The organism is Ramlibacter sp. P4_H7 (assembly GCF_056400765.1).
On sequence record NZ_JBFUKP010000008.1, the window covers coordinates 120,632 to 146,956 of the forward strand.

Consider the following 26,325-nt stretch of genomic DNA (forward strand, 5'->3'; position numbering starts at 1 on the left):
CATTGTCGCAAGCACCGTGCCTTCCTGGCCACCATGAGCTTATGCTCCGTGCTTTCCCTGACACCCGAGACGAACCATGCGCATTCCCGACTGGACGCCCGAACGCAAGCCCCAGCCGCACGACCTGGTGCAGGCGATCCTGGAGCGGCGCGGCGGCGCGCTGCTCAACCTGGACCGCGCCCTGCTGTGGAGCGAGCCGCTCGCGCGCGGCTGGAACGGCTACCTGAAGAATGTGCGCACCGGCCTGGGCGCCAGCCGCCAGCTGCGCGAGCTCGGGATCTGCACGGTGGCGCTGCTCACGGGCGCCCACTACGAGTACCACCACCACGCCCCCGATTACCTCGCCGCCGGTGGCACGCAGGCCGGGCTCCACGCGCTGCAGGCCTACGTGCGCGGCGGCGCGCAAGGCGAGCCCGCGGGACTCGCGGACGACGAAGCACTGGTGGCGCGCTACGCGGCCCAGATGACGCGCGACGTGAAAGTCGACGACGCCGTGTTCGCGCGCATGCAGGCACGCTTCGAAACCACCGACCTGGTGGAAATCACCGCCGCCATCGCAACCTACAACATGGTCGCCCGCTTCCTGCTGGCGCTGGGCGTGACCCCCGAAGAGAAGTAGCGCCCCAGCGATTTCTTCGTTATTCAGCCTTGATGTTGTTGTCCTTGACCACCTGCGCCCAGGTATCGATCTGTTTGTCGATGAAGACGCGGGCGGCGTCGGGCGTGCCGCCCACCACCGTCATCCCCTGGCCGGCGAGCTTGGCGGCGATCTCGGGCACCTTCAGGACCTTGTTGATCTCGTCGTTCATGCGGGCGACGATCTCGGGCGGCACTTTCGCCGAGGCGAGCACGCCCCACCACGCGGGAGCATCGAAGCCGGGATAACCGCTCTCGGCCACCGTCGGCACGTCCGGCAGCTCGGACGAGCGCTTGCTGGTCGTGACGGCCAGCGGCCGCAGCCGCTTGCTTTCGATGTGCGGCTTGGTGACGAAGATGGAGGCCACCGACAGCGGCACGTGGCCCGCCACCGCGTCCTGCATCAGCGGGCCGCCGCCCTTGTACGGAACGTGCGTCCACTGCAGGCCGCCGTTCTTGCCGAGCAGCGCCATCGCCAGGTGGCCCAGGCTGCCGGAGCCGATGCTGCCGTAGCTCACGTTCTTCTTCGCCTTGGCCGCCGCGACCACGTCGGCGAAGGTCTTGTACTCGGACGCGGCGTTGGTCGCGATCACCATCGGCGCCGTGCCCAGCAGGATCACCGGCGCGAGGTCCTTGCGCGTGTCGAAGGGCATGTTCGGGATCAGGCTCGGATTGACCCCGTGCGTGTCGAACACCACCGCGTACGTGTAGCCGTCGGGTGGCGCGTTCACGACCGCGGCCGTGCCGATGGAGCCGGAGGCGCCGGCCTTGTTCTCCACGATGACGGTCTGCCCCAGCTGCTGCGTGAGCTGCGTCGCCAGGATGCGCGCCACCTGGTCCACAGATCCCCCCGGCGGGAACACCGCCACCAGCTTGATCGGCTGGCGCTTCGGCCAGTCCGCCACCTGCGCCTGGACGGGGAGGACGGCGCCGGCCAGGAGGGCCAGCGCCAGCATGGTTCTGCGCGTGTTCATGCGGGCTCCGCGTGATGTAATGCCCGGCATGGTACGAGCCAGCCAGCTTCTGCACCCTCAGCGTGAACCCGCAGTGCCGCGACCGGCCGCCACCGTCCTGCTGCTGCGCGACGGCGCGACCGGGCTCGAAGTGCTGATGACCCGCCGCTCCGACACCGCGAGCTTCGCGCCCGGAGCTTACGTGTTCCCCGGCGGCGGCATCGATGCCGGCGATGCGCAGTCGCACGACATCGCCGCACGGCGCCCGACCCAGGGCGAACTGCACCTGACGCAGGCGATCGCCGCGATCCGCGAGAGCTTCGAGGAACTGGGCATCCTGCTGGCACGGCACCCGGACGGCCGGCCGGCGGACGCACGCGACATTGCCGCGCTGGACCGCGCCGCGCCGTTCGCCGCGCAGTGCCGCACGCGCGGCCTCGTGCTGGCCGCCGACCAGGTGTTCGTGCTCGCGCACTGGATCACCGACCGCGACCTGCCGCGCCGCTTCGACGTTCCCTTCCTGGTCGCCCGCGTGCCCGAAGGCCAGCAGCCCGATGCCGACGAGGCCGAGCAGTTCGAACCGCTCTGGGTGCGGCCGGGCGAAGCGCTGGCGCGCCACAAGGCGGGCCAGTTCTTCATGATCTTTCCCACCATCCGCACGCTGGAGCGGCTGGAGAAGCTCGCCACCGTCGACGCCGTGCTGGCCGCCTGCGCGAGCGAACAGCCGCTGTGGACCAGCTGTCCGCGCGCCGGCCTGGTGCAGGGCGCGGAGGCGCGCTTCATGGAACACGAGATGCAGTACGGGGAGCTGGCGCTGGTGTGTCCCGACGGACAGCTGCTGCACCACCTGGACTGGAACACCGACCAGCCGGTGCCGCTGCTGCGCAACCTGCAGCGCATGACGGCGCCCAACCCCGGCGTGATGACCGGCCCCGGCACCAACAGCTACATCGTGGGCGATCCGGACACCGGCTACATCGTCATCGATCCCGGCCCCGACGAGCCCGAGCACCAGCAGCGGCTCTGGCGTGCCGCCAACGGCGACATCCGCCTGATCGTCTGCACGCATTCGCATACGGACCACTCGCCCGGGGCGCGGCCGCTGCAGGCGCTGTGCCGCGTCCGGCCGCCGATCCTCGGCCTGCCTTCGGCCCCGACCGCGCGACCCGCCAGCGCCTTCACGCCCGACCGGACGCTGGCCGACGGCGAGGTGGTGTGGGTGGAAGGCGGCGGCCACGCGCACAGCCTGCAGGTGGTGCACACCCCGGGGCACGCGGCCAACCACCTGTGCCTGGTGCTGCTGGAGGACGGCCTGCTGTTTTCCGGTGACCACATCCTCAACGGCAGCACCACCGTGGTCGACCCGCCCGACGGCGACATGACCGCCTACCTCGATTCGCTCGACCGGCTCGACGCCACCTGCCAGCAGCACGGCATCGAATTCATCCTGCCGGCGCACGGGCACGTGCTGGGATTCGCGCGCCAGGCGATCCGCCAGCTGAAGGCGCACCGCCTGCAGCGCGAGGCCCGCATCGTGGCGGCCATGCGCGAGCGTCCCAACGGCACGCTGGAAGACTGGGTGGAACTCGCCTACGCGGACGTGCCGCCGCGCATGTGGCCGGTCGCGCGCCGCTCGCTGCTGGCGCACGTACAACGGATCGAGGCGCTGCAACTGGCCGGATAGCAGGCGCCTCGCTAAACTGCCCCGAAACCCTGGGGAGCCTGGATGGAGGAAGACGCCGAATCGGCGCGGTCGGGCATCACCGCGCACCCGCTGGAGTTCACCGGCGCCGGCAGCGAATACTTTCGCGTCTGGATCGTCAACCTGCTGCTGTCCATCGTGACGCTGGGCTTCTACACGCCGCTGGCCCGGCGCCGCACCGCGCAGTACTTCTACGGTCACACGCTGGTGGCCGGCAGCCCCCTGGAATTCACCGCGCAGACCCGGCGCATGCTGGTGGGCTTCGTGCTCTTCGCCCTGCTGTACGGCGCACTCAAGCTGGCTTCGAACACCGGGCAGGACCGCGTCGTCGCCGTCATGCTGCTGGGCGGCGCGCTGCTGGCGCCCTACTTCTGGGGCAGCGCGATGCGCTTTCGCTTCAACGCGACGCGCTGGCGCGGCGTGCGCCTGCAGTTCACCGCCAGCTGGGGCGAGGTCTATCGCGCGAGCTGGCCGGTGTTCGCCTTCGCCGCGGTGTGGGCGGCGGGCCTGTCGCTGATCCCGGCCGTGGTGCCCCGCGGCAAAGGCGCAGCCACCATCGGTCCGGTGCTCGCGATCGGCATCGCGACGGCAGCGCTCAGCCTCCTGTGCGCCATCCGGCTCGAATACAACTACAAGAGCCTGATGGTGGCGCGCGGACGCATCGGCGGCCAGCCGGGCCGCTGGAAGCCGCGCTTCGGCGACTTCGTGCGGATCTGGCTCGCCACGCTGGGTGTCTTCCTCGCCGTCGTGCTGCTGGCGGCGGCGGTCCTCGGCGTGACGGCGGGCGGATCCTTCGCGCTGCTCAAGGGCATGAAGGGAGGCGGCGCGATGGCGGTGCTGCTGGCCATCGCCATCGGCGCGCTGGCGCTGTTCCTGCTGTTCCTGGCCTCGGCACCGGCGCGCGCCTACCGCGAAGCGCGCATGTTCCAGCTGGTGTGGAACAACATCGGCGTCAGCCAGGTCGCGCGCTTCAAGTGCGACCTGAAGCCCTGGCCCTACGTGGGCCTGCGCGTGAAGAACGTGCTGCTGGCGCTGCTGACGCTGGGCTTCTACCGGCCGTTCGCGCTCGCCAGCGAATACCGCATGAAGACCGAGTCGGTCACCCTGCACGCCAAGGGCGGCCTGGACCAGCTCTCCGGGCAGCTCGCGCGCGAAGAACAAGGCGTGGGCGACGCGATCGCGGACGCGGTCGGCCTCGGCCTGGTGGGTTGAGGTCCATGGCCGGCGCCGTGCGCGCGCTGTGGTTCGACGGCCGCACCAGCGCGGGCCGGGCGGTCGACGTGCAGCTGGAGCCGGGCGCACGCGGCCCCTCGCTTGCACTGGATGCCACCGGCAGCACTCCCCTCGTCCTGCGCCACGACCAGGTGGAATGGCCGGAGCGCTGGAGCGCGACGCGGCGGCCGCGCAAGCTGATCGTCGACCTGGGTCCGCACGGCAGCCTGCAGGTGGACGACCCCGACGCGTGGGAAGCCGCGCTGGAAGCCGCGGGGCACAGGCCGTCGCTTGCGCAGCGCATGCACACGCGCTGGAGCACCTTCGCCCTGGTCTTCGCCGTGGCGGCGGTGCTGGTCTTCGCGTTCTACCGCTGGGGGACGCCCTGGGCCGCGACGCAGCTGACGCGCCAGGTGCCGCTGTCCTGGGAGACGGCGCTGAGCGACGGCTTCCTGCGCGACCTGGACGTCGGCTGGCTCAAGCCCAGCAAGGTTCCCGCGGAACGCCAGGCCGCGCTGCGCGCGCGCTTCGACGCACTGGGCCGCGCGCTGCCGGCGGAGCTGCGCCGCTATCCGGGCTACGCGCCGCGGCTGGTGCTGCACTTCCGGCGCGGCATGGGCGCCAATGCGTTCGCACTGCCCGGCGGGACCATCGTGATGACCGACGGGATCGTCGAACTCGCGGACAAGCACCAGCTGGGCGACGACGCGCTGGTCGGCGTGCTGGCCCACGAGATCGGCCACGTGATGCACCGCCACACCACCCGCCTGATCGTCGAACAAGGCGTCCTGAACGTGGGGCTGGGACTCGCGCTGGGCGACGTCAGCTGGCTGCTGTCCACCGGCAGCTCGCTGCTCACCGGCCTCTCCTACCGCCGCAGCCACGAGACCGAAGCCGACTGCTTCGCCCAGGCGCTGATGACCCGCACCGGCGGCCGCACCGAACCCATGGCCGACCTGTTGCTGCAGATGGAAGGCGCGGGCAAGAAGCAGCGCACGGGCGACAACAGCTGGATGGAACTGGCCAGCAGCCACCCCGCCACCGCGCAGCGCGCGCAGGCGCTCAAGAGCGGCACCGCCCCCGCCTGCAGATAGCCAGGGCGAGCAACGCGACGCCCTCCCCATCCACGCAGTGGCCCGTGGACCGCGCGGAATAGCATGCAGCGCGGTCCCTCCATGAACAAAGCCGGATTCACTCCGGCTTTGTTCATCCGATCAGGCCACTCGAAAAACGCCCCAGCGTTTTTCGAGTGAATGTAGTTGTGAAGTCCACCGATACGCCGGATTTTGTGCGCCCGGTTGCCCGGGCGTGACCGTCATTCTTCTGGGCCGGGGGTCGCCCCCACGGCTCGGTGCTACCTACCCGCCAGCTCCGCGGGACCACGTCAACGCTGGCCTATTTGGTATTGCTGCGCGTAGAGATTGCCCGTTTCACCCGGCCTGCCGCCGCTGCGCAAAGCCCCCCGAAGAGGGCTTTGCGGCGGCTCGCGCCGCCGCGACGGCAGTCCGACTCGTCTCTGTTGCTCTGATCCTCACCTCACGGTGGACAGGTGTTGCCTGCTACGCTGCCCTGTGCAGTCCGGACGTTCCTCCAGTGCGGCCTTTCGGCACTTGCACCAGCGACGGCCTGGTGGGCTTCACGGGAACGATTATCCACCGCCAAAGGACAAGGCCCCGTCAGGGGCCTTGTTTTCACCTCCGCCGAAGGCGTTACGCTTGCTGCTGCAGCGCGGCGATGCGCTCCTCGATCGGCGGGTGGGTGGAGAACAGCTTGCCCACGCCGGAGGTGATGCCGAAGGCCTGGATGCTCTTGGGCAGTTCGCCGGGAACCATGCCGCCCAGGCGGGCCAGCGCGTTGATCATCGGCTGCCGGCGGCCCATCAGCTGCGCGGAGCCGCGGTCGGCGCGGAACTCGCGCTGGCGCGAGAACCAGGCCACGATGATCGCCGCCAGGAAGCCGAGCAGGATGTCCAGCACGATGGTCGTCACGAAGTAGCCGATGCCGGGGCCCGAACGGTTCTCGCCCTTGCTCAGGAAGCCGTCGACCAGGTAGCCGATCACGCGCGACAGGAACACGACGAAGGTGTTCATCACGCCCTGGATCAGCGTCATGGTGACCATGTCGCCGTTGGCGATGTGCGCGACCTCGTGGCCGATCACGGCCTCGACCTCCTCGCGCGTCATGCCTTGCAGCAGGCCGGTGGACACCGCGACCAGCGCGCTGTTCTTGAAGGCGCCGGTGGCGAAGGCGTTGGGCTCGCCCTCGAACACGCCGACTTCCGGCATGCCGATGCCGGCCTGGTCGGCGAACTTGCGGACGGTCTCGACGATCCAGGCCTCGTCGGCGTTGCGCGGCTGCTCGATCAGCTGCACGCCGGCGCTCCACTTGGCGATGGTCTTGGACAGCAGCAGCGAGATGATGGCGCCGCCGAAACCCATGACCAGCGCGAACCCGAGCAGCTGGCCCAGGTTGAGGCCGTTCGCCGTCAGGTACCGGTTGACACCCAGCAGGTTGGCGACGATGCCGAGCACCACCACCACGGCCAGGTTGGTCAGGACGAACAGGACGATGCGTTTCATTGTTGGATCACTCCGAAGGGTGGAAGACAGTCACCCTCGCGCGCCAGATGAGGTTGGCAGCAGTGGAAATCAAGAGCGCGAGGAGCCCGCGGACGTTGTTGTTGGAGTGGGTTCTGACGTCTTGCGTGGACGGAAAACGAGGGAGTCATCATAAAAGGAAAAGTTCTCGTTCCCGCTCCACCAACCGGGGATGCCCAGCACCGGCAAGGGCGTGAAGGGCTTGGCCGCCAGCGCATCGGCCGTGCAGCGCGCGGCCAGCCAGCCGTCCGCGTCCGCTCCTGATTCCAGAGCAGCATCGCTGCGCCAGACATGCGCGGTGAGCCCTTTTCGCGGCCGGAGCAGCTGCTCCAGGAGCGCGTGGCCGAAGACCAGCAGCCGGGCCTCGCGCCACAGCGGGCGCAGGTCCACGAACAGCCGCCGCCATTCGCGCGCCACCAGGGCGTCCCACAGCGGCGGCGGCGCGGCGAGCAGCGCGCCGTTCTCGTCGAACACCGTGATCGCGTCGCGCACGGGCCCGCGCCGCGCGCCGACGCCGTCGCGGGCGATGGCCTGCGCCTGCAGCGCATTGAGCGCGGACTTGGCGCGCGGAAAGCGCAGCCAGGCCAGCCCGTTGAAGAAGTCGTGCGGTCCGGGTCGCACCGGGCACTGCCGCGTGGCGAAGATGAACTGCTCGTAGGCCATGCCCGCAGGGAGCGCCTCCTGCGGCACGAAGCGCACGGGCGCAGGGCCCGCCGCGTCGAGCGCCTCGTGCGGCGGCCGGCCGGCCGCCACGGCCTGCGCCACCGTCTCGCCCGGGTCGCGCCAGGGTGCGAACCAGGGCTCGCCCCAGCGGACGTCCATCAGGCCGGATGCGCTTTCAGGCGCACCTTGTTCGGCTGCGACGAAGGAATGAGCTCCACGTAGCCGGCGCTCTTCTTGAGGAAGTTGGGGCCGCTGGCGTTGCGTCCCAGCAGCTTGGCATCCCGCAGCTTCTTGACCACGTCGTTGAGTTCCAGCGAGCGTCCCTGCCGGAAGCCCTCGATCGATTCCAGCAGCTGGCGCACGGGGTCCGCAGCCGCGGGCGCTGCCGCCGGGGCGGCGGCCCTCTTGCGGCCGGCCGTCTTGCGCGCGGGCTCGCGAGCGGGTTCGCGCGCGGGCTCGGGTGCGGACGCGGCCGCTGCCTCGGAAGACAGCGCGGAGCCCGGGTCGACATAGACCAGTTCGTCGTAGCAGCGCGAGAGGTCGCCGTCGGCCGACTTGGCCGCGTGGGCGAAGCAGATCACCCAGGTGCCCTCTTCCCGCAGGCGCAGCGCCAGCGGCGCGAAATCGGCGTCGCTGGAGGCGATCGCCACCACGGGCGGCAGGCTGGTCCGGTGCAGCAGGTCCATCGCATCGACCACCAGCAACGCATCGGTCGTGCCCTTGCCCTGGTTGACGAAGGCGCGCACGCCGTGGCGCAGCAGGCACTCGCGCATGCCGGCCAGCTTTTCGTGACCGCCGTAGGCGCGGCGCACGGTCAGCCGCAAACCGCGCTGCGCCAGCCGGCCCACGGCCTGCTCGACGCCCTGGGCGGAGACGTTGTCCGCGTCGATCAGCAGCGCGGCCTCGCCACCGGTGTCCGGGTCGTGCATCGTGCTCATGCCGCCACCTGCCAGGCCAGCGTCTCGCCGCCGCGCAGCGGCTTCAGCTCCGCCTCGCCAAAAGGCACCTGCTCCGGCAGCTGCCAGGCCTGCTTCTTCAGAGTCAGCCGGCCCGTGTTGCGCGGCAGTCCGTAGAAGTCGGCGCCGTGGAAGCTCGCGAATCCTTCCAGCTTGTCGAGCGCCCCGGCGGCGTCGAAGGCCTCGGCATACAGCTCCATGGCGGACAGCGCCGTGTAGCAGCCGGCGCAGCCCAGCGCGTGCTCCTTCAGCAGCGCCGGGTGCGGCGCGCTGTCGGTGCCCAGGAAGAACTTGGGGCTGCCGCTGGTGGCGGCCTCCACCAGCGCCTGGCGGTGCACCTCGCGCTTGAGCACCGGCAGGCAGTAGTAGTGGGGCCGGATGCCGCCGGTGAACAGCGCGTTGCGGTTGTACAGGAGGTGGTGCGCGGTGATGGTGCCGGCGGTGAAGCGGTCGGCGTCGCGCACGTACTGCACCGCCTCCTTCGTGGTCATGTGTTCCACCACGATCTTCAGCTCGGGGAAATCGCGGCGCAGCGGTTTCAGTTTCGTTTCCAGGAACACGGCCTCGCGGTCGAAGATGTCCACTTCGGGATCGGTCACTTCGCCGTGCACCAGCAGCAGCATGCCCGCGCGCTGCATGGCCTCCAGCGTCTTGTAGGTCTTGCGCAGGTCGGTCACGCCCGCGTCGCTGTTGGTGGTGGCGCCGGCCGGATAGAGCTTGGCCGCCACGACGCCGGCGCGGCGCGCCACCATGATCTCCTCGGGCGCCAGGTTGTCGGTGAGGTACAGCGACATCAGCGGCTCGAAGTCGAGGCCCGCGGGCGTGGCGGCGAGGATGCGTTCGCGGTACGCCGCCGCCAGCGCCGCGGTTGTCACCGGCGGCCGGAGGTTGGGCATGATCAGCGCACGGCCGAACTGCGCGGCCGAATGCGGCACGACCGAGGCCATGGCCGCGCCGTCCCGCACGTGCAGGTGCCAGTCGTCGGGGCGGGTGATGGTGAGTTGCTGCATCCGCCTATTGTCCCAGAGCCCCGTGGGCGGCCCGGTCGTGCAGGCGGGGCGCGATCCGCGGCCGCCCTCTGCGCCTGCCGAGCGTGGCGAGGCCCAGCGGGCCGCCGCGACCGGTCGCCCCGGCTCAGTGGCTGAGGATCTTGTTGAGGAAGTCCTTGGTCCGGGGCTTGCGCGCCTCGGAATTGCCGAAGAACTCTTCCTTGGAGCAGTCCTCGAGGATGTAGCCGCCGACGTCGATGAAGATCACGCGGTTGGCCACCTTGCGGGCGAAGCCCATCTCGTGCGTGACCACCATCATGGTCATGCCTTCCTTGGCCAGGCCCATCATCACGTCCAGCACCTCGCCCACCATCTCGGGGTCGAGCGCGGACGTGGGCTCGTCGAACAGCATCGCGATCGGGTCCATCGACAGCGCGCGGGCGATCGCCACGCGCTGCTGCTGGCCGCCGGACAACTGGCCGGGGAACTTGTCCTTGTGCGCCATCAGGCCCACGCGGTCCAGCATCTTCAGGCCACGCGTCTTCGCTTCGTCCATGCTGCGGTTGAGCACCTTCACCTGGGCGATGGTCAGGTTCTCGGTCACCGACAGGTGCGGGAACAGCTCGAAGTTCTGGAACACCATGCCCACGCGGCTGCGCAGCTTGGGCAGGTTGGTTTCCTTGGCGTTCACCTGGATGCCGTCGACGAAGATCTCGCCCTGCTGGATCGGCTCCAGCCCGTTGACGGTCTTGATCAGGGTCGACTTGCCGGACCCGGAGGGCCCGCACACCACCACCACGTCGCCCTTGTTGATCTGCACCGAGCAGTCGTGCAGCACCTGCACGGTACCGTACCACTTCGACACGTTGCGGATGTCGATCATCGGATGTTGCGGGTCGCTCATGGGCTTGCTTCTCTGATTCTTTGGTGGGAACTACCGGATGATGGCGATCTTCTGCTGCACCCGCTTCACGATCCAGGACAGGCTGAAGCAGAGCACGAAGTAGAGGATCGCGGCGAGGATGTAGGACTCGCGCGGATGGCTCAGGTTGTTGCCCGCCACGGTGAAGCCGTGCAGCATGTCGTGCGCCGTGATGATGTACACCAGCGACGTGTCCTGAAACAGGATGATGGTCTGCGTGAGGAACACCGGGATCATGTTGCGGAAGGCCTGCGGCAGCACCACCAGCCGCATGTTCTGGCCGTAGGTCATGCCCAGCGCCTGGCCGGCGTAGACCTGCCCGCGGGCGATCGACTGGATGCCGGCGCGCACGATCTCGCTGAAGTACGCCGCCTCGAAGGCGATGAAGGTGACGATCGCCGACAGCTCGGCGCCGATCGGCCGCCCGATCAGCAGCGGCACCAGCAGGAAGAACCACAGCAGCACCATCAGCAGCGGCACCGAGCGCATGCCGTTGACGTAGGTCGCGGCCACCAGTTCCAGCGGCTTGATGCCCGAAAGGCGCATCAGCGCCAGCACGGTGCCGAACACGATGCCGCCGATGGTGGCGATCGCGGTCAGCTCGAAGCTGAAGACCATCCCGCTCAGGATGTACGAGCGGAAAACGTCCCAGGTGAAGAAGGAGAAATCGAGTGCGTGCATGTCAGTGCCCGCCCCCGGTGGTGGCCACCATGCCCGGCACGCGCACCCGCTTCTCGATGAACGCCATGAGGCGGTTGATGGTGAAGGCCGAGACGATGTACAGCGCGGTCACCGCCATGTACACCTCGACGCCGCGCGAGGTTTCCTCGCCCACCTGCTGGGCGAAGAAGGTCAGTTCGGTGATCGACACCGCGAAGGCCACCGAGGAATTCTTGAAGATGTTCATCGTCTCGCTGGTGAGCGGCGGGATGATGATGCGGAAGGCCATCGGCAGCAGCACGTAGCGGTAGCACTGCGCCGTGGTGAACCCCATGGCCATGCCGGCGTAGCGCTGGCCGCGCGACAGCGCCTGCACGCCCGCGCGCACCTGCTCGGCGATGCGGGCCGAGGTGAACAGGCCCAGGCCCGCGACCACCAGCACCAGCTTGGGCGTGTCGGCGAAGGCCGGGAAGACCACCGGCACCACGTGGTACCAGAGGAAGATCTGGACGAGCAGCGGGATGTTGCGGAAGAACTCGACCCACCAGTTGCCGATGCGCGTGAGCCACGGGCTGTCCGGCAGGGTGCGCATCACGCCGATCAGCGAGCCGACCACCAGCGCCACCACCAGCGACAGGCCGGCGACCAGCACCGTCTGCCCCCAGGCGGAGAGCAGCCAGTCGAGGTAGGTCTGCGTGCCGGTGGACCCTCCCGTGCCGAAGCAGCCGGGCACCGCGGTCCGTTCGATCGTGTCCTGGCAAAAGACCTGCCACTCCATCGCCATCCGCTCCTCCTCGTCTTGGTAACTCTGAAAAATCGCCGGAGGCGATTTTTCAGAGTTTGCTAGTCAGTGTGAAGAGGACCGGCTTTGCCGGGCTTCGTCACACTAACCAAGCCACCGAAAAATCCGCCCTGGCGGATTTTTCGGTGAACGACTTACTTGTTGAACTCTTCGGCCGGCGCGTCGGACGGGGCCTTCAGCAGGCCGGTCAGGATCTTGCCCATGGGCAGGTTCACGCTGGTGTTCTTCGGCGGGATCGGCGTCATGAACCACTTCTTGTACAGCAGGTCGATCTCGCCGGCCTTGATGGCGCCGCGGATGTAGTCGTCCACCGCCTTCTTGAAGTTCGGGTCGTCCTTGCGGATCATGATCGCGATCGGCTCGACGTTGAGCGTCTCGCCCACGATCTGGTAGCCCTTGGGATTCTGCGAGGAGGCGATCAGGCCGGCCAGGATGTTGTCGTCCATCACGAAGGCGTCGGCGCGGCCGGACTCCAGCAGCAGGAAGCTGTCGGCGTGGTCCTTGCCGTAGACCTCCTTGAACTGGATGCCCTGCGCGCGCTTGTTCTTGCGCAGCAGCGCCACCGAGGTGGTGCCGGTGGTGGTGGCCACGGTCTTGTTGTTCAGGTCGGCGACCGACTTGATCTTGGAGTCGGTCTTCACCGCGGTGCGCACTTCCGTCACGTAGGTCGTGAAGGCGAAGGCGACGTCCTTCTGGCGGGCCGCGTTGTTGGTGGTGGAGCCGCACTCGATGTCCACGGTGCCGTTCTGCACCAGCGGGATGCGGTTGGCGGAGGTGACCGGCACGTATTCGACCGGGACGCCCGGCAGCACGGCCTTCAGGATGCGCTGGCACAGCTCGACGTGGTAGCCGGTGAACTGGCCGCCGCCCAGCGTGTAGGAGAGGGGCGCGGACGATTCGCGCACGCCCATCACCACCTTGCCGCCGGACTTGGCCTTGGCGAGCGTGTCGGTGGCCTGGGCGAACACGCCGACCGAGGCGGCCGCAAGGGCAACTGCCAGCACGAACTTCTTCTTCATTCCAATCTCCTTGTGTAGCGCTTACTGCGAAAGGGCAAATTCTAGGCGGGCCGGCGCGCGTTCCGGGACCCTCCATGGCGCCGGAAGCTTAGGGCTTGCGAGGGGGGGCAGTAAGCAGGGTTTATGCCCGGTGGCATGCCACCGGCCGGTGCGCCCTCAGGGTTTCGGCAGCGTGCCAGCGCGCGCCGCATCCACCAGGAAGGCCCACAGCGACTGCGCCGTGCCCTTGGCCGGCTGCTTGCCGGACGGTCGCCCCCGGTAGGCGCGCACCTCCATCGCGATCTCCAGCCCCTGCATGTCGGCCGGCGCCGCGCTCACCAGCTTGCGCGCGCGCAGCTCCTTCTGCACCGCGCTGTGCGGCAGGAAGGCCACCCCGTGCCCCTCCAGCGCCATCACCTTGAGCCCCTCGGCCATGTCCGTCTCGTAAACGCGGTCGAGGTGGATCGCCGTGCCGGCCTGCTTGAGGAGCAGGTCCGTCACCTGCCCCAGGTAGGCCCCCGGTGCGTACCCCAGGTAGGGCAGCGGCTGCGAGGGGCGGCCGGGCAGCCGGAACATCGGCTCGCCGTGCTCGTCGGGCTTGCAGTAGGGCGCGAGCGTTTCCGTGCCCAGCGTGAGCATCTCGTAGCGGTCGGCATCCAGCTGCAGCGGCTGGGAGGCATGGTGGTAGGCGATCAGCACGTCGCAGCTGCCCTCGACCAGCCGCATGGCGGCGTCGTGCACGTTCAGCGCGATCAGCCGGCTCTTGATGGGACCGAACTTGTCCCGCAGGCTGGACACCCAGGCGGGAAAGAAGGTGAAAGCCAGCGTGTGCGGCACGGCGAATTCGATGACGTCGTGGCCGGCCGATGCATGGCCGCGCAGCATGGCGCGCGTGTTGTGCAGCGCCTGCAGCATCTCCAGGGACTGCGCGTACAGCGTCTCGCCGGCGGGCGTCAGGCGCGTGGGGTAGGAGCTGCGGTCCACGAGGTCGGTGCCGGCCCAGGCTTCCAGCGCCTGGATGCGGCGGGAAAAGGCCGGCTGCGTCACGTGCCGCAGCTGCGCGCTGCGGCTGAAGCTGCGGGTCTCGGCCAGGCTGACGAAGTCTTCCAGCCATTTCGTTTCCATGGCCGGGCATTAGACCACCGGCCGGCACGCCCGCGCGAGCCGCCCGGCGCGGCACCCGTTCAGGCCACGCCGGCGTCGGGCGGGCCCTTGAGCTCCACGGTGTTGCCTTCCGGGTCGCTCAGGTACAGCGACGGCCCCCGCCCTTCGGCGCCGAAGCGCAGCGCCACGTCGCCGGCCGCCACGCCATGCGCCTGCAGGTGGGCGCGGATGGCGTCCGCATCCCACGGGTCGACGCGCAGGCAGAAGTGGTCCAGGTTGCGCCCCTCGCGGCCCGGCGCCGCGCCGCCGGCGCGCCCGAGCTCGCTGTCCACGGGCACCAGGTCGATCAGGCCGCGGCCCGCGCGCAGCTGCACGAGGCCGATCCTGGCGTCGATGCGGTGCACCGGACAGCCGAGCACTTCGCCGTAGAAGCGGACCATGGCGTCCACGTCCCGGACACGCAGCACCAGGTGGTCGATCTCGCGGATGCGCAGCATGGTGGACCGATTGTGGACCGCTTCAGAAGGCCGTGAGCCGCGCCGTCACCTGGCCGTTTTCGATGCGCAGCTCGGCCGCGGAGATCGGCAGCCGGAAGCGCCGCGGCCCGGCGCTGCCCGGGTTCACGTACAGCACGCCGTCACGCTCCTCCACCTTCGGCTGGTGCGAATGGCCGGAGACCACCACGCGCGCCTGCGCCGGCAGCGCCAGGTCCTGCAGGTCGTGCACCAGATGGATCACCACGCCGGCGATCTCCACGGTCTGCGCTTCCGGCAGGCGCTGCGCCCAAATCCCCCGGTCGTTGTTGCCGCGAACCGCCGTCAGGGGCGCCAGCGGCGCCAGCGCCTGCAGCACCGCCTCGCCGCAGATGTCGCCGGCGTGCAGGATGTGGTCGCTGCCGCGCAGGTATTCCAGGACCTCGGGCCGCAGCAGGTCGTGCGTGTCCGAGACGAGGCCGACGCGGACCGGCTCAGCCCGGGTCGATCGCGAGGGCATGCGCGATGCGCTGGCGCGCCGCGGCCAGCCGCTCGGGATGGGCTTTCTTCAGGCGGGCGAGCAGCGCGTCGATCTGCTCCAGCGCATCGATCGCGTCCTGCTCCTTGACCTGCTCGATGCGCAGCTGGATCTCGCGCAGCCGCTTGAGGGATTTCTGCCCCTTGGCGGTGGTGGGCGGCGTCTGCGCCGCCAGGTCGACCAGCACCTCGGTGATCAGCCCCAGCTGCCGCCCGTAGGTCGCCACGTCGAAGGCCTTGCGTTCGATGGTCGGATCGCCCGCGGTCGGTGCGATTCCGTTGAAGAACCACTGGGTGTCGGGCTCGATGCGCTGGGCGACGCTGCCGCCGAAAGGCAGGGTGACCTGGGGCGCCCAGAAGAAGAACCAGGGGCTCATGCTTGTCCTCCCGTTGTCGGTGCGGCGAGCGTACCGCGTCCGGCACGCGCCACGTTCAATGCCACAGCAGCGCGCTCGGCTGCCCCGGTCAGTGGTCCGGGATCAGCCGCTTGCCGAGAGGAATGGCGTCGTCCTGGGCGTAGCCGAGTGCGCGGTAGAAGGCGAGGACATCGGCATTGCTGGTGCGCACCAGCAGGCTCAGCTTGGGGCAGCCGCGTGCCAGCAGCAGGTCTTCCACCTGCCGCATGAGCCGCGCGCCGAGGCCGCCGCGCCGGTGGGCCGTGGCCACCGCCAGGTAGTTCACCCAGCCCCGGTGGCCCTCGTAGCCCGCCATCACGCTGGCGACGATGCGGCCGTCGTCCTCGGCCACCAGGAACAGCTCGCGCTGCACCTGCAGCTTGCGGGCGATGTCCTTGTGCGGATCGTTCCACGGCCGGGTGAGGCCGCAGGCCTGCCAGAGGGCGACCACCTGCGCCTCGTCGGCTTCGCGGAAGGGCCGGATCTCCATGGTGCTACCGGGCCCGCCGCACTTCCAGGATGCCGTTCTGCGTCGCGTGCGCGTACACGGCGGCGTCGCGCTGCGCCATGTGCAGCAGGATCCTGGGCGCCTGCCACATCACCACCCGGTTCAGCAGCACCCCGGCGGCCACCAGCATCGCGCCGGGCCAGGTGCGCCCGGTCAGCGCCAGGGCCAGGCCGACGCCGATGACGGGGATGACCACCACGATGAGCATCAGCCGCTGCGCGACGTAGCGGCGCGCGAGCTTGGGATCGACGACGACGCGGAAGTGCCCGGCCGGCAGGCCGGCGCGGAAGTCCTCGTGCGCGATGTACTCGGCGAAGTCGCCGTCGGCCGCCCCCTGCGCCATCACATGCCGATCACTTCGGCGAAGGCCTCGCCCTCGGCGCTCTGCTGCAGGGCCCACATGTCGGCGTAGCGTCCGTTGCGGGCCAGCAGCTGCTGGTGCGTGCCGCGCTCGATGATGCGGCCCAGTTCCATCACCAGGATCTCGTGCGCATCCACCACCGTGGACAGCCGGTGCGCGACCACCAGCGTGGTCTTGTTCTGCGCGGCGCTGCGGATCTCCGCCTGGATCGCCCGCTCGTTGGCGCTGTCCAGGGCCGAGGTCGCCTCGTCGAAGATCAGGATCGGCGGATTCTTCAGCAGCGTGCGCGCGATCGCCACCCGCTGCTTCTCGCCGCCCGAGAGCTTGAGCCCGCGTTCGCCGACCATGGTCTGGTAACCCTTGGGCGTGGACGCGATGAAGTCGTGGATGCGTGCGGCCCGGGCCGCCTCCTCCACCTCGGCGCGCGAGGCGCCGGTGCGGCCGTAGGCGATGTTGTATTCGACGGTGTCGTTGAACAGCACCGTGTCCTGCGGCACGATGCCGATCGCCTGGCGCACGCTGCCCTGCGTGACGGCGCGCACGTCCTGGCCGGCGATGGTGATGCGCCCCTGCTGCACGTCGTAGAACCGGTACAGCAGGCGCGCCAACGTGGACTTGCCGGAACCCGACGGCCCGACCACCGCCACCGTCTTGCCCGCCGGGATCTCGAAGCTCACGTCGTGCAGGATGGTGCGGCCGGGCTCGTAGGAGAAGGTGACGTGCTCGAAGCGGACCGTCCACTCGCCGCCGCGCAGCGGCTGGGCGCCCGGCGCATCCGCCACCTCGCGCTCCTTTTCCATCAGCGTGAACATCTTGTCCAGGTCGGTCAGGCTCTGCTTGATCTCGCGGTACAGCACGCCCAGGAAATTGAGCGGGATGTACAGCTGGATCATGTAGGCGTTGATCATCACCAGGTCGCCCAGCGTCATGCGCCCCTCCACCACGCCGGTGGTCGCGCGCCACAGCATGGCGACCAGGCCGATGGCGATGATCAGCTGCTGCCCGGTGTTGAGCATGGACAGCGTGGTCTGCGCCTTCAGGCGCGCGCGGCGCAGCCGCTGCAGGCTCACGTCGTAGCGGGCGGCCTCGAATTCCTCGTTGTTGAAGTACTTGACCGTCTCGTAGTTCAGCAGCGAATCGACCGCCTTGGTGTGCGCGGCCGAATCGAACTCGTTGGCCTCGCGCCGGAACTTGGTGCGCCACTCGGTGATGCTGACGGTGAAGACGATGTAGACCACCAGCGCCGCGATCGTGATCCAGGCGAACCAGACATCGAACTTCACKGCCAGGATGGTCAGCACCATGGCCACCTCGATCAGCGTCGGCACGATGCTGTAGAGGGAGTACGAGATCAGCGACTCGATGCCGCGCACGCCGCGCTCGATGTCGCGCGTCATGCCCCCCGTCTGGCGCTCCAGGTGGAAGCGCAGCGACAGTGCGTGCAGGTGGCGGAAGGTCTCCAGCGCGATGCTGCGCGCGGCGCCCTGCGTCGCCTTGGAAAACACCAGGTCGCGCAGTTCGGTGAACAGCGACGTCGACAGCCGCAGCAGGCCGTAGCCGACCAGCAGGCCGATCGGGACCACCAGCAGCGCCGCCGGATCCCCCACCTTGATGTTCATCGCGTCGATCAGGGTCTTCAGCAGCAGCGGCACGCCGACGTTGGCCACCTTGGCGGCCACCATGAAGGCCAGCGCGGCCAGCGCCCGCCACTTGTAGTCCCAGAGGTAGGGGAACAGGCGCTTCAGGGTGCTCCAGTCCGAGCGCGGCTGCGCCGGACCGGTGCCGGGAAGGGGAATGGAGGAGCTGAGTTCGGCGCCGCGGCGCATGGGGGACAATCCGTGGGTGTTGGCTTCAGATTGTGCCCATGTCCGAAAAACAAAGTGCTGCCGCGGGCCACGGCCCCGCCGCCCCGCCCACCGACAAGGAGCTGGTGCTCAAGGTGATCCCCATGCCGGCGGACACCAACGGCAACGGCGACATCTTCGGCGGCTGGGTCATGGCCCAGGTCGACCTGGCCGGCTCGGTGATCCCGGCGCGCATCATCCGCGGCCGCATGGCCACCGTGGCGGTGAAGGAATTCGTCTTCAAGGAGCCGGTGCGGGTGGGTGACATCCTGAGCTTCTACTCGTCCGTCACGCGAATCGGCAACACCTCGATCACCGTGGACGTCGAGGTGTTCGCGGAAAGCTTCCGCGCCCAGGGCGACTACGTGAAGGTGACGGAAGCCCTGCTGACCTACGTGGCCATCGACGAGAACGGCCGGCCGCAGCCGATCAAGAAGCCCTAGAACCTGCCGTGCCGCCCTTCGCCCGCGGCGAAGCGGCCGGCGCCCTGCAGGCCGTCGGCGATGCGCGCCTTGCTGCGCTCCCACTCGCCGTGCAGGGCCTGCGGCAGGTCCTTGCCCCACTGCTCGTAGGCATTCATCCGGTCGGCGCGCATCGTCTCCTGCGGGAATTTCGCCAGCTGCTGCGCCAGCGCGATGGCGGCTTCGCGCGCCTGGCCGTGCGGCACGACGCGGTTCGCGAGCCCCATCGCCAGGGCCTCCGCCGCCTCCACCTTGCGGCCGGTGAGGATCAGGTCCATGGCGTGCCCCAGGCCCACCAGCCGCGGCAGCCGCACCGTGCCGCCATCGATCAGCGGCACGCCGAAGCGGCGGCAGTACACGCCGAAGTAGGCGTCCTCTTCCAGCACGCGCAGGTCGCACCACAGCGCCAGTTCCATGCCGCCGGCCACCGCGGCCCCGCTGACGGCGGCGATCACCGGCTTGGACAGCAGCAGGCGTGACGGCCCCATCGGGCCGGCCGGCCGCGCATCGGCCGGCGCGAAGTCCAGGTCGGCCAGCACCGCGCCGCCACCGGCCTGCTGCGCCATGCGCGCGCCGTACTGCAGGTCCCAGCCGGCGCAGAAGTGGCCGTTGGCGCCGTGGAACACCGCGACGCTCGCCTGGGCGTCTTCGTCGAAGCTGACGAAGGCCTCGTACAGGGCCTGCGCGGTGTCCTTGTCGACGGCGTTGCGCACCTGCGCGCGGTCGAGCGTGACCACGGTGACCGCACCGAGTCGTTCCACATGCACCGAGGGGTTCATGCGGTCATTACACACCAGCGTGGTGCGGTCCGCTGCGCGACAGTCTCCGGGCGAACCCTCTGTGTGCGGCGCACGGTCGCCGCTATAACAAGGCGCCACCAGACAAGAGGATCCGAGTGCAATTCCTGCAATTGGTGATCAGCGGCGTCGCACAGGGCTGCATCTACGGGCTGATCGCGTTGGGGTTCGTCCTGATCTACAAGGCGACCGAGACGGTGAGCTTCGCGCAGGGCGAGCTGATGATGCTCGGCGCGTTCTTCGGGCTCGCCGCGATGACGATGATGGGCTTTCCCTTCTGGGTCGCGGTGCTCAGTTCCATCGCCGCCATGGCCCTGTTCGGCCTGCTGCTGGAAACGCTCGTCATCCGCCCCATCCTGGGCCAGCCGGCCTTCTCCATCGTGATGCTCACCATCGGCATCGGCTACGTCGCGCGCGGGCTGATCACGATGATCCCCGGCATCGGCACCGAAACCCACACGCTGCCCGTGCCCTACAAGGACCAGGTGTGGAACGCGGGCGGGCTGGTGCTGAACGTGGAGCAGATGGTGGTGATCGCCGCCACGGCGGTGCTGTGCGCCCTGCTGTTCACGGTCTTCCGCTACAGCAAGGTCGGCATCGCGATGCAGGCCGCGTCGCAGAACCAGCTGGCGGCCTACTACATGGGCATCCCGGTCAAGCGCCTGAACAGCCTGGTGTGGGGCCTCGCCGCGGCGGTCGCGGCGGTGGCGGGCCTGCTGCTGGCGCCGATCACGTTCGTGCACGCCAACATGGGATTCATCGGGCTGAAGGCCTTTCCGGCCGCGGTGGTCGGCGGCTTCGGCAGCCTGCCCGGCGCGATCGTCGGTGGCCTGATCATCGGCGTGGTGGAGTCGCTCTCGGGCTTCTACCTGCCGGAGGGTTTCAAGGACATCGCTGCCTACATCGTGGTGCTGGTGATGCTGGTCGTGCTGCCCAACGGGCTGTTCGGCGAGAAGCTGCGGAAGAAAGTCTGATGCGGTTCCTGTTCAAGACCGACTACGCGCAGGACATCCGCCTGGCCAGGCACGGCGGCCACCTGTTCTGGTACGGGCTGCTGCTGGTGCTGCTGCTGGCCGCGCCGGTGCTGCTGCCGGAATACCTGCTGGCGCAGCTCACCTTCATCCTGATCTACGGCATCGTGGGCCTGGGGCTGATGCTGCTGGCCGGCTTCACCGGCCTGTTCTCCATCGGCCATGCCGCCTTCTTCGGCGTCGGCGCCTATGCGCAGGCCGTGCTCACCGGCATGGGCTGGCCCTTCCCGCTGGCGCTGGCGGTGGGCGCCGCGCTGTCGGCGGCGGTGGGCATCGTGGTCGGGCTGCCGGCGCTGCGGGTCAAGGGCATCTACCTGGGCATCGCCACGCTGTCCTTCGGCTTCATCGTCGAGGAGGTGTTCGCGCGCTGGGAAAGCGTCACCGGCGGCAACGCGGGCAAGACGGTGGGCGCCGTGAAGATGTTCGGCTGGACCGCCGACACGGGCGCGTCCTTCTACTTCGTGTGCCTGGTGGTCGCGGTGGTCGCCACGCTGGCCTGCCTGAACCTGCTGCGCTCGCCGACCGGACGCGCCTTCGTCGCGATCCGCGATTCCGAGATCTCCGCGCAGAGCATGGGCATCCACCTGGCGCGCTACAAGACCTTGAGCTTCGCGATCTCGGCGGCGCTGGCGGGCATCGGCGGTGCGCTCTATGCGCACCAGATCCGCTTCCTCTCGCCCGACCAGTTCAACATCATCCAGTCGATCGACCTGTTGCTGATGGTGGTCATCGGCGGGTTGGGCTCCATCCACGGCGCCTTCCTGGGCGCGATCTTCCTGATCGGCTTGCCGCAGGCGATCGGCGCGGTGAAGGACTATCTGCCGCAAGCCATCGGCCAGGCGCCGGGCCTGAAGGCCGTGATCTACGGGGCCGTGCTGATCGCCTTCGTGCTGTTCGAACCGCTGGGCCTGTACGGCCGCTGGCTCAAGGTGCGCACCTACCTGCAGCTGTTCCCGTTCTATCGCAAGGGCCTGTTCAAGCGGCAGAAGGCCTTCCAGAAATCCGACAGGCTCAGATGAACGACGTGCTCCTTTCGGCCAGCAACCTCAGCGTGCGCTTCGGCGGCGTGCTGGCGGTCAACAACGTGAGCTTCGACGTGCGGCGCGGCGAGGTGTTCACGCTGATCGGCCCCAACGGCGCCGGCAAGACCACGGTGTTCAACCTGATCAGCCGCATCTACAACCCGACCACGGGCACGATTTCATTCGAAGGCCAGCCGCTCACCGCACAGCCGCCGCACCGCATCGCCTCGCTGGGCATCGCCCGCACCTTCCAGAACATCGAGCTGTTCGAGCACGCCTCGGTGCTGCACAACCTGCTGATCGGCCGCCACACGCACCGCCGCACCGGCCTGTTCGCCGACATGTTCTTCACCGCCAGGACCCGCGCCGCCGAGATCGCCGCCCGCGAGAAGGTGGAGCAGGTGATCGACCTGCTGGAGCTGCAGCACCACCGCGACTCGATGGTGGCCGGCCTGCCCTACGGCGTGCGCAAGGTGGTGGAACTGGCCCGGGCGCTGTGCACCGAGCCCAAGCTGCTGCTGCTCGACGAGCCGTCCTCCGGCCTCAACGTGGAGGAGACGGAGGACATGGCGTTCTGGATCCAGGACATCCAGCAGGAACTGGGGATCACCGTGCTGATGGTGGAGCACGACATGACGCTGGTGTCCAAGGTGTCCGACCGCGTGCTGGCCATGAACCAGGGCGAGGTGCTCGCCATGGGCACGCCGCGCGAAGTGCAGACGCACCCGGGCGTGATCGAGGCCTACCTGGGGTCGATCGAGGATGTTTCCTCGCTGCGTCGGGGGGACCTCGACCCGAGCGCCCCCACCCCGGCCCTCCCCCAGCGGGGGAGGGAGGAAACGGCATGACCGCCAATCCTCCTGCCGTGAGCGACCTGCCGGTGCTCAAGCTGTCCAACGTGGAGAGCGCCTACGGACCGATCAAGGCGATCCGCGGCGTCAGCCTGCAGGTTCGGCGCGGCGAGATCGCCACGGTGCTCGGCTCCAACGGCGCCGGCAAGACCACGATCCTCAAGACCATCTCGGGAATCATCGACCCGCGCAAGGGCAGCGTGGAGTTCAAGGGCGAGAACATCACGGCGCGCGATCCGGCGTTCATCGTGCAGCAGGGCCTGTCGCACGTACCCGAAGGCCGCGAGGTGTTCCCCCTGCTGTCCGTGCACGACAACCTGCTGATGGGCGCCTACACCCGCCGCGACCGCGACGGCGTGGCGCGCGACATGGAGGCGGTCTACCACTACTTCCCCATCCTGCAGGAGCGCTCCGCGCAGGACGCCGGGCTGCTGTCCGGCGGCCAGCAGCAGATGCTGTCGATCTCGCGCGCCATCATGGCCGCGCCCGACCTGATCCTGCTGGACGAACCCAGCCTGGGCCTGTCGCCCAAGCTGACCAAGGAGATCTTCGAGATCGTGGTGCGCATCAACCGCGAGCGCGGCACCACCATCCTGCTGGTGGAACAGAACGCCAACATGGCCCTGAATGCCTCGGACTACGGCTACGTGCTGGAGAACGGGCGCATCGTGATGGAAGACACCTGCGCCAGGCTGCGCGAGAAGGAAGACATCAAGGAGTTCTACCTGGGCATGAAGGAAGCCGGCGTGCGCGGCGAGCGGCGCTGGAAGAAGAAGAAGAACTGGAGATAGCGATGCGCAGACTCTGGGACCTCACCCACACCCGGCCCGCGACGGGCATCGTGCTCGCGGGCGACACCATCCCGCAGATGTTCTGGAACGGCGTCGCGCAGCGGGGCGCCGACGTCTGGATGCGGCAGAAGGAGCTGGGCATCTGGCGCAGCTGGAGCTGGCGGCAGACCGGTGACGCCGTGCGCGAAATCGCGGGCGGCCTGCTGGCGCTGGGCTTCGCGCCGCACGACACCGCCTCCATCCTGTCGAACACCGTCATCGAATGGGTGCTGGCCGACCTCGCGGTGCTGTCCTGCGGCGGCGTCTCCAACGGCATCTACCCCACCGATGCCGCGTCGCAGGTGCACTACCTGTGCGAGGACTCCCGCACCAGCATCCTGTTCGTGGAGGACGACGAGCAGCTGGACAAGGCGCTGGAAGTGCGCGCGCAGCTGCCAGGGCTGAAGAAGATCGTGGTGTTCGACATGGAGGGCTTGCGCGACCTGAGTGACCCCATGGTGACCAGCCTGGACGAACTGCGCCGCCTGGGGCGCGAGTACAACGCGCAGCACCCGGACGAAGTGATGCAGCGCGTGCAGCAGGTCCGGCCCGAGGACCTCGCGATCCTGGTCTACACCTCGGGCACCACGGGCAAGCCCAAGGGGGCGATGCACTCGCACCACGGCCTGGTCTACACCGTGCGCGGCTACAACACGCTGATCGCGGGCGGACCGGACGACGAGCGCATGTGCTTCCTGCCCCTGTGCCACATCGCCGAGCGGCTGGGGGGCGAGTATTTCGCGCTCTACACGGGCTCGAAGCTGAACTTCGTGGAGAACCCCGAGACGGTGCCGGAGAACGTGCGTGAGATCGCGCCCACCGTGTTCACCGCGGTGCCGCGCGTCTGGGAGAAGTTCTATTCGGGCGTGATGATCGGCCTGAAGGAAGCCAGCACCGTGCAGCAGGCCGCCTACGCCTGGGCGATCGGCGTGGGCACGCGCATCGCCGGCAAGGTGCTGGCCGGCCAGCCGGTGGGCGCCGCGCTCAAGGCGCAATACCTGCTGGCCGACCGGCTGGTGTTGGGCAACGTGCGCAAGATGATCGGCATCGACCGCTGCCGCTTCCTGGTCACCGGCGCGGCGCCGATCTCGCCCGAGCTGGTGAAGTGGTACCTGGCGCTGGGCGTGCCCATGCTGGAGGTGTGGGGCATGACCGAGACCTGCGGCGCCGCCACCGGCATCCCGCTCGACCGGATCAAGCCCGGCTCCATCGGCCCGGCCGCCAGCTACAACCAGGTGCGCATCGATGCCGCCACCGGCGAGATCCAGGTGAAGGGACCCAACGTCTTCATGGGCTACCTGAACCAGCCGGAGAAGACGGCCGAGACCTTCACCGCCGACGGCTGGCTGCGCACCGGCGACGTCGGCGGCGTGGACGCGGAGGGCTTCTTCCGCATCACCGACCGCATGAAGGACATCATCATCACGGCCGGCGGCAAGAACATCACGCCCAGCGAGTTCGAGAACGAGCTGAAGTTCTCGCCCTACATCACCGACGCCGTGGTGATCGGCGACAAGCGTCCCTACCTCACGGTGATCGTGATGATCGACCAGGAGAACGTGGAGAAGTACGCGCAGGACAACGACGTGCCTTTCTCCAACTACGCCAGCCTCACGCGCGCGCCCGAAGTGCAGGCGCTGATCCAGGGCGAGCTCGACCGGGTGAACAGGAAGTTCGCGCGGGTCGAACAGGTCAAAAAGTTCTTCCTGCTGGACACGCAGCTGTCCGCCGAGGACGAGGAGCTGACGCCCACCATGAAGCTCAAGCGAAAACTGGTGCAGCAGAAGTACGCGCCGCAGATCGAGGCGATGTACGTCGCCTGATTTTTTCATCCAAACCGAAGGAGACCGTTGATGAAACTGACCCCGAGCATCGCCCTGGCCACCCTGGCCCTGGCCTGCGTGCCCGCCCTTGCGCAGCAGCAGGGCGTGAGCAAGGACACGATTTTGATCGGCACCATCCAGGACCTCTCCGGTCCGCTCGCCGGCTACGGCAAGCAGGCCCGCAACGGCATGCAACTGCGCATCGACGAACTGAACGAACAGCAGGGCAGCGTGCACGGCCGCAAGCTCAAGCTGCTGGCCGAGGACGACGGCTACGACCCCAAGAAGGCGGTGCTGGCGGCGCAGAAGCTGGTGAACCAGGACAAGGTGTTCATCATCGCCGGCCACCTGGGCACGGCCCCCAACATGGCCTCCATGCCGGTGCAGTTCGAGAAGAACATCGTCAACTTCATGCCGATCACCGCGGCGCGCGAGATGTACGAGCCGCTGCACAAGCTGAAGTACTCCTTCGCGGCCACCTACTTCGACCAGATCCGGCTGGCGCTGCCGAAGATGGTGAAGGAAAAGAACGTCAAGAAGGTCTGCACCATCTACCAGGACGACGACTTCGGGCTGGAAGTGGAGCGCGGCGCCGAAGCCGGCCTCAAGACCATCGGAATGGAGGTGGCCGAGAAGACCACGTACAAGCGCGGCGCCACCGACTTCTCCTCGCAGGTCGCCAAGATGAAGTCCTCCGGCTGCGAACTGGTGGTGCTGGGCACCATCATCCGCGAGACCATCGGCACCATCGGCGAGGCGCGCAAGACCGGCTTCAACCCGGTGTTCCTGGGTTCCAGCGCCGCCTACACCGACCTGATCCACAAGCTGGGCGGCAAGCCCATGGACGGCCTGTACGCCACCATGACGGTGCAGCACCCGTACCTGGACGAGGCCTCGCAGCCCATGCGCTTCTGGGCCAACAAGTACAAGACCAGGTTCAACGAGGACCCCACCGTGTTCTCGGTGTACGGCTACGTGATCATCGACAGCTTCATCAAGGCGGCGCAGAAGGCGGGCCCCAACCTCACCACGGACAGCTTCGTCAAGGCGATGGATTCCATGACCTTCGAGCCCGACATGTTCGGCAACCCGAAGGCGACCTACACCGCGACCAAGCGGCTGGGCAACGACATCTCCCGCCTGTCGCAGATCAAGGACGGCAAGTGGGTGGTGGTGAGCGACTACGCAAAGTAAGGAT

At 68.5% G+C, this 26,325-nt stretch carries 28 protein-coding genes and 1 other RNA gene; 11 read left to right on the forward strand and 18 right to left on the reverse strand.

The genetic code is table 11. The features are described from left to right. Positions 1-76 precede the first annotated feature (76 nt). Entirely contained in the window at positions 77-619 is a 543-nt protein-coding gene (locus tag AC1DSA_RS13135) for a carboxymuconolactone decarboxylase family protein (RefSeq protein WP_477889794.1), read from the forward strand. Positions 620-638: 19 nt separating this feature from the next. Here the strand turns inward: AC1DSA_RS13135 and AC1DSA_RS13140 are convergent, their stop codons facing one another. After that, a complete protein-coding gene (locus AC1DSA_RS13140) occupies positions 639-1,610 on the reverse strand; it encodes a tripartite tricarboxylate transporter substrate binding protein (RefSeq protein ID WP_477889796.1) in 972 nt (323 codons plus the stop codon). 28 nt (positions 1,611-1,638) lie between these two features. Here AC1DSA_RS13140 and AC1DSA_RS13145 point away from each other — a divergent pair, with 28 nt between their 5' ends. Genes AC1DSA_RS13145 through AC1DSA_RS13155 form a run of 3 tightly spaced genes read left to right on the forward strand, consistent with a single transcriptional unit; the run spans position 1,639 to position 5,597 of the window. After that, the gene (locus tag AC1DSA_RS13145; RefSeq protein ID WP_477889798.1) at positions 1,639-3,273 is read left to right on the forward strand and encodes an MBL fold metallo-hydrolase; all 1,635 of its coding nucleotides are present in this window, start codon (positions 1,639-1,641) and stop codon (positions 3,271-3,273) included. Positions 3,274-3,315: 42 nt separating this feature from the next. Beyond that, positions 3,316-4,503 carry a YjgN family protein gene (locus tag AC1DSA_RS13150; protein WP_477889800.1) on the forward strand — a complete coding sequence of 396 codons (1,188 nt, stop codon included), beginning with the start codon at positions 3,316-3,318 and terminating at the stop codon, positions 4,501-4,503. 5 nt (positions 4,504-4,508) lie between these two features. Beyond that, positions 4,509-5,597, forward strand: a complete 1,089-nt coding sequence (locus AC1DSA_RS13155; protein WP_477889802.1) for a M48 family metallopeptidase — start codon at positions 4,509-4,511, stop codon at positions 5,595-5,597. 165 nt (positions 5,598-5,762) lie between these two features. Here the strand turns inward: AC1DSA_RS13155 and rnpB are convergent. The 16 genes from rnpB to AC1DSA_RS13235 form a co-directional block, all read right to left on the reverse strand. After that, positions 5,763-6,141: RNase P RNA component class A (rnpB, locus tag AC1DSA_RS13160), an RNA gene on the reverse strand. 71 nt (positions 6,142-6,212) lie between these two features. Beyond that, a complete protein-coding gene (gene htpX / locus AC1DSA_RS13165) occupies positions 6,213-7,082 on the reverse strand; it encodes a protease HtpX (RefSeq protein WP_477889804.1) in 870 nt (289 codons plus the stop codon). Positions 7,083-7,151: 69 nt separating this feature from the next. After that, positions 7,152-7,922 carry a DUF3025 domain-containing protein gene (locus tag AC1DSA_RS13170; RefSeq protein WP_477889806.1) on the reverse strand — a complete coding sequence of 257 codons (771 nt, stop codon included), beginning with the start codon at positions 7,920-7,922 and terminating at the stop codon, positions 7,152-7,154. Then, positions 7,922-8,701 (reverse strand): NYN domain-containing protein, encoded by a 780-nt coding sequence (locus tag AC1DSA_RS13175; RefSeq protein ID WP_477889808.1) that lies wholly within the window; start codon positions 8,699-8,701, stop codon positions 7,922-7,924. The genes AC1DSA_RS13170 and AC1DSA_RS13175 overlap by 1 nt, the downstream gene beginning before the upstream one ends. After that, a complete protein-coding gene (pyrC, locus tag AC1DSA_RS13180) occupies positions 8,698-9,729 on the reverse strand; it encodes a dihydroorotase (protein ID WP_477889810.1) in 1,032 nt (343 codons plus the stop codon). Before pyrC ends, AC1DSA_RS13175 begins: the two co-directional genes overlap by 4 nt. 124 nt (positions 9,730-9,853) lie before the next feature. Beyond that, positions 9,854-10,591, reverse strand: a complete 738-nt coding sequence (locus tag AC1DSA_RS13185) for an amino acid ABC transporter ATP-binding protein (RefSeq protein ID WP_477889979.1) — start codon at positions 10,589-10,591, stop codon at positions 9,854-9,856. A 51-nt stretch (positions 10,592-10,642) separates the two neighbouring features. Further along, a complete protein-coding gene (locus AC1DSA_RS13190; RefSeq protein WP_477889812.1) occupies positions 10,643-11,311 on the reverse strand; it encodes an amino acid ABC transporter permease in 669 nt (222 codons plus the stop codon). Position 11,312: 1 nt separating this feature from the next. Then, entirely contained in the window at positions 11,313-12,074 is a 762-nt protein-coding gene (locus tag AC1DSA_RS13195) for an amino acid ABC transporter permease (protein WP_477889814.1), read from the reverse strand. Between the two features lie 152 nt (positions 12,075-12,226). After that, on the reverse strand, positions 12,227-13,111 hold the full coding sequence (locus tag AC1DSA_RS13200; protein WP_477889816.1) for an amino acid ABC transporter substrate-binding protein: 885 nt from the start codon (positions 13,109-13,111) through the stop codon (positions 12,227-12,229). Positions 13,112-13,267: 156 nt separating this feature from the next. After that, positions 13,268-14,215 (reverse strand): LysR family transcriptional regulator, encoded by a 948-nt coding sequence (locus AC1DSA_RS13205; protein WP_477889818.1) that lies wholly within the window; start codon positions 14,213-14,215, stop codon positions 13,268-13,270. A gap of 59 nt (positions 14,216-14,274) precedes the next feature. Beyond that, positions 14,275-14,691, reverse strand: coding sequence for a VOC family protein (locus AC1DSA_RS13210; protein WP_477889820.1), 417 nt, complete (start codon positions 14,689-14,691; stop codon positions 14,275-14,277). A 22-nt stretch (positions 14,692-14,713) separates the two neighbouring features. Continuing rightward, positions 14,714-15,187, reverse strand: a complete 474-nt coding sequence (locus AC1DSA_RS13215; RefSeq protein WP_477889822.1) for a metallophosphoesterase family protein — start codon at positions 15,185-15,187, stop codon at positions 14,714-14,716. Continuing rightward, a complete protein-coding gene (locus tag AC1DSA_RS13220) occupies positions 15,162-15,581 on the reverse strand; it encodes a hypothetical protein (protein ID WP_477889824.1) in 420 nt (139 codons plus the stop codon). The genes AC1DSA_RS13215 and AC1DSA_RS13220 overlap by 26 nt, the downstream gene beginning before the upstream one ends. Before the next feature lie 88 nt (positions 15,582-15,669). Beyond that, a complete protein-coding gene (locus AC1DSA_RS13225) occupies positions 15,670-16,089 on the reverse strand; it encodes a GNAT family acetyltransferase (RefSeq protein ID WP_477889826.1) in 420 nt (139 codons plus the stop codon). A gap of 4 nt (positions 16,090-16,093) precedes the next feature. Continuing rightward, on the reverse strand, positions 16,094-16,450 hold the full coding sequence (locus AC1DSA_RS13230; RefSeq protein ID WP_477889827.1) for a hypothetical protein: 357 nt from the start codon (positions 16,448-16,450) through the stop codon (positions 16,094-16,096). After that, complete coding sequence (locus AC1DSA_RS13235; RefSeq protein ID WP_477889829.1) at positions 16,450-18,294, reverse strand: ABCB family ABC transporter ATP-binding protein/permease; 1,845 nt, start codon at positions 18,292-18,294, stop codon at positions 16,450-16,452. Before AC1DSA_RS13235 ends, AC1DSA_RS13230 begins: the two co-directional genes overlap by 1 nt. 38 nt (positions 18,295-18,332) lie before the next feature. Here AC1DSA_RS13235 and AC1DSA_RS13240 point away from each other — a divergent pair, with 38 nt between their 5' ends. Continuing rightward, positions 18,333-18,755, forward strand: coding sequence for an acyl-CoA thioesterase (locus AC1DSA_RS13240; protein ID WP_477889831.1), 423 nt, complete (start codon positions 18,333-18,335; stop codon positions 18,753-18,755). Here the strand turns inward: AC1DSA_RS13240 and AC1DSA_RS13245 are convergent. After that, positions 18,752-19,552 (reverse strand): crotonase/enoyl-CoA hydratase family protein, encoded by an 801-nt coding sequence (locus tag AC1DSA_RS13245; protein ID WP_477889833.1) that lies wholly within the window; start codon positions 19,550-19,552, stop codon positions 18,752-18,754. The genes AC1DSA_RS13240 and AC1DSA_RS13245 overlap by 4 nt on opposite strands. A gap of 116 nt (positions 19,553-19,668) precedes the next feature. Here AC1DSA_RS13245 and AC1DSA_RS13250 point away from each other — a divergent pair, with 116 nt between their 5' ends. The 6 genes from AC1DSA_RS13250 to AC1DSA_RS13275 are packed head-to-tail and all read left to right on the forward strand — an operon-like array spanning position 19,669 to position 26,321. Beyond that, positions 19,669-20,544 (forward strand): branched-chain amino acid ABC transporter permease, encoded by an 876-nt coding sequence (locus AC1DSA_RS13250; RefSeq protein WP_477889835.1) that lies wholly within the window; start codon positions 19,669-19,671, stop codon positions 20,542-20,544. Beyond that, positions 20,544-21,620 (forward strand): branched-chain amino acid ABC transporter permease, encoded by a 1,077-nt coding sequence (locus AC1DSA_RS13255; protein WP_477889837.1) that lies wholly within the window; start codon positions 20,544-20,546, stop codon positions 21,618-21,620. The genes AC1DSA_RS13250 and AC1DSA_RS13255 overlap by 1 nt, the downstream gene beginning before the upstream one ends. After that, positions 21,617-22,471 (forward strand): ABC transporter ATP-binding protein, encoded by an 855-nt coding sequence (locus tag AC1DSA_RS13260; protein WP_477889839.1) that lies wholly within the window; start codon positions 21,617-21,619, stop codon positions 22,469-22,471. Before AC1DSA_RS13255 ends, AC1DSA_RS13260 begins: the two co-directional genes overlap by 4 nt. After that, complete coding sequence (locus AC1DSA_RS13265; RefSeq protein ID WP_477889841.1) at positions 22,468-23,265, forward strand: ABC transporter ATP-binding protein; 798 nt, start codon at positions 22,468-22,470, stop codon at positions 23,263-23,265. Before AC1DSA_RS13260 ends, AC1DSA_RS13265 begins: the two co-directional genes overlap by 4 nt. Positions 23,266-23,267: 2 nt before the next feature. Continuing rightward, positions 23,268-25,127, forward strand: coding sequence for an AMP-dependent synthetase/ligase (locus tag AC1DSA_RS13270; RefSeq protein WP_477889843.1), 1,860 nt, complete (start codon positions 23,268-23,270; stop codon positions 25,125-25,127). A gap of 30 nt (positions 25,128-25,157) precedes the next feature. Further along, positions 25,158-26,321 (forward strand): ABC transporter substrate-binding protein, encoded by a 1,164-nt coding sequence (locus AC1DSA_RS13275; RefSeq protein ID WP_477889845.1) that lies wholly within the window; start codon positions 25,158-25,160, stop codon positions 26,319-26,321. Positions 26,322-26,325 lie beyond the last annotated feature (4 nt).

Coding starts and splice junctions, on each gene's coding strand:
- AC1DSA_RS13270 (WP_477889843.1), top strand. CDS start 23,268: ATGCGCAGACTCTGGGACCTCACCCACACCCGGCCCGCGACGGGCATC.
- htpX (WP_477889804.1), bottom strand. CDS start 7,082: ATGAAACGCATCGTCCTGTTCGTCCTGACCAACCTGGCCGTGGTGGTG.
- AC1DSA_RS13170 (WP_477889806.1), bottom strand. CDS start 7,922: ATGGACGTCCGCTGGGGCGAGCCCTGGTTCGCACCCTGGCGCGACCCG.
- AC1DSA_RS13260 (WP_477889839.1), top strand. CDS start 21,617: ATGAACGACGTGCTCCTTTCGGCCAGCAACCTCAGCGTGCGCTTCGGC.
- AC1DSA_RS13195 (WP_477889814.1), bottom strand. CDS start 12,074: ATGGCGATGGAGTGGCAGGTCTTTTGCCAGGACACGATCGAACGGACC.
- AC1DSA_RS13190 (WP_477889812.1), bottom strand. CDS start 11,311: ATGCACGCACTCGATTTCTCCTTCTTCACCTGGGACGTTTTCCGCTCG.
- AC1DSA_RS13200 (WP_477889816.1), bottom strand. CDS start 13,111: ATGAAGAAGAAGTTCGTGCTGGCAGTTGCCCTTGCGGCCGCCTCGGTC.
- AC1DSA_RS13140 (WP_477889796.1), bottom strand. CDS start 1,610: ATGAACACGCGCAGAACCATGCTGGCGCTGGCCCTCCTGGCCGGCGCC.
- AC1DSA_RS13265 (WP_477889841.1), top strand. CDS start 22,468: ATGACCGCCAATCCTCCTGCCGTGAGCGACCTGCCGGTGCTCAAGCTG.
- AC1DSA_RS13155 (WP_477889802.1), top strand. CDS start 4,509: ATGGCCGGCGCCGTGCGCGCGCTGTGGTTCGACGGCCGCACCAGCGCG.
- AC1DSA_RS13150 (WP_477889800.1), top strand. CDS start 3,316: ATGGAGGAAGACGCCGAATCGGCGCGGTCGGGCATCACCGCGCACCCG.
- AC1DSA_RS13205 (WP_477889818.1), bottom strand. CDS start 14,215: ATGGAAACGAAATGGCTGGAAGACTTCGTCAGCCTGGCCGAGACCCGC.
- AC1DSA_RS13135 (WP_477889794.1), top strand. CDS start 77: ATGCGCATTCCCGACTGGACGCCCGAACGCAAGCCCCAGCCGCACGAC.
- AC1DSA_RS13255 (WP_477889837.1), top strand. CDS start 20,544: ATGCGGTTCCTGTTCAAGACCGACTACGCGCAGGACATCCGCCTGGCC.
- AC1DSA_RS13175 (WP_477889808.1), bottom strand. CDS start 8,701: ATGAGCACGATGCACGACCCGGACACCGGTGGCGAGGCCGCGCTGCTG.
- AC1DSA_RS13215 (WP_477889822.1), bottom strand. CDS start 15,187: ATGCCCTCGCGATCGACCCGGGCTGAGCCGGTCCGCGTCGGCCTCGTC.
- AC1DSA_RS13245 (WP_477889833.1), bottom strand. CDS start 19,552: ATGAACCCCTCGGTGCATGTGGAACGACTCGGTGCGGTCACCGTGGTC.
- AC1DSA_RS13240 (WP_477889831.1), top strand. CDS start 18,333: ATGTCCGAAAAACAAAGTGCTGCCGCGGGCCACGGCCCCGCCGCCCCG.
- AC1DSA_RS13275 (WP_477889845.1), top strand. CDS start 25,158: ATGAAACTGACCCCGAGCATCGCCCTGGCCACCCTGGCCCTGGCCTGC.
- AC1DSA_RS13185 (WP_477889979.1), bottom strand. CDS start 10,591: ATGATCGACATCCGCAACGTGTCGAAGTGGTACGGTACCGTGCAGGTG.
- AC1DSA_RS13210 (WP_477889820.1), bottom strand. CDS start 14,691: ATGCTGCGCATCCGCGAGATCGACCACCTGGTGCTGCGTGTCCGGGAC.
- AC1DSA_RS13225 (WP_477889826.1), bottom strand. CDS start 16,089: ATGGAGATCCGGCCCTTCCGCGAAGCCGACGAGGCGCAGGTGGTCGCC.
- AC1DSA_RS13220 (WP_477889824.1), bottom strand. CDS start 15,581: ATGAGCCCCTGGTTCTTCTTCTGGGCGCCCCAGGTCACCCTGCCTTTC.
- AC1DSA_RS13230 (WP_477889827.1), bottom strand. CDS start 16,450: ATGGCGCAGGGGGCGGCCGACGGCGACTTCGCCGAGTACATCGCGCAC.
- AC1DSA_RS13145 (WP_477889798.1), top strand. CDS start 1,639: ATGGTACGAGCCAGCCAGCTTCTGCACCCTCAGCGTGAACCCGCAGTG.
- pyrC (WP_477889810.1), bottom strand. CDS start 9,729: ATGCAGCAACTCACCATCACCCGCCCCGACGACTGGCACCTGCACGTG.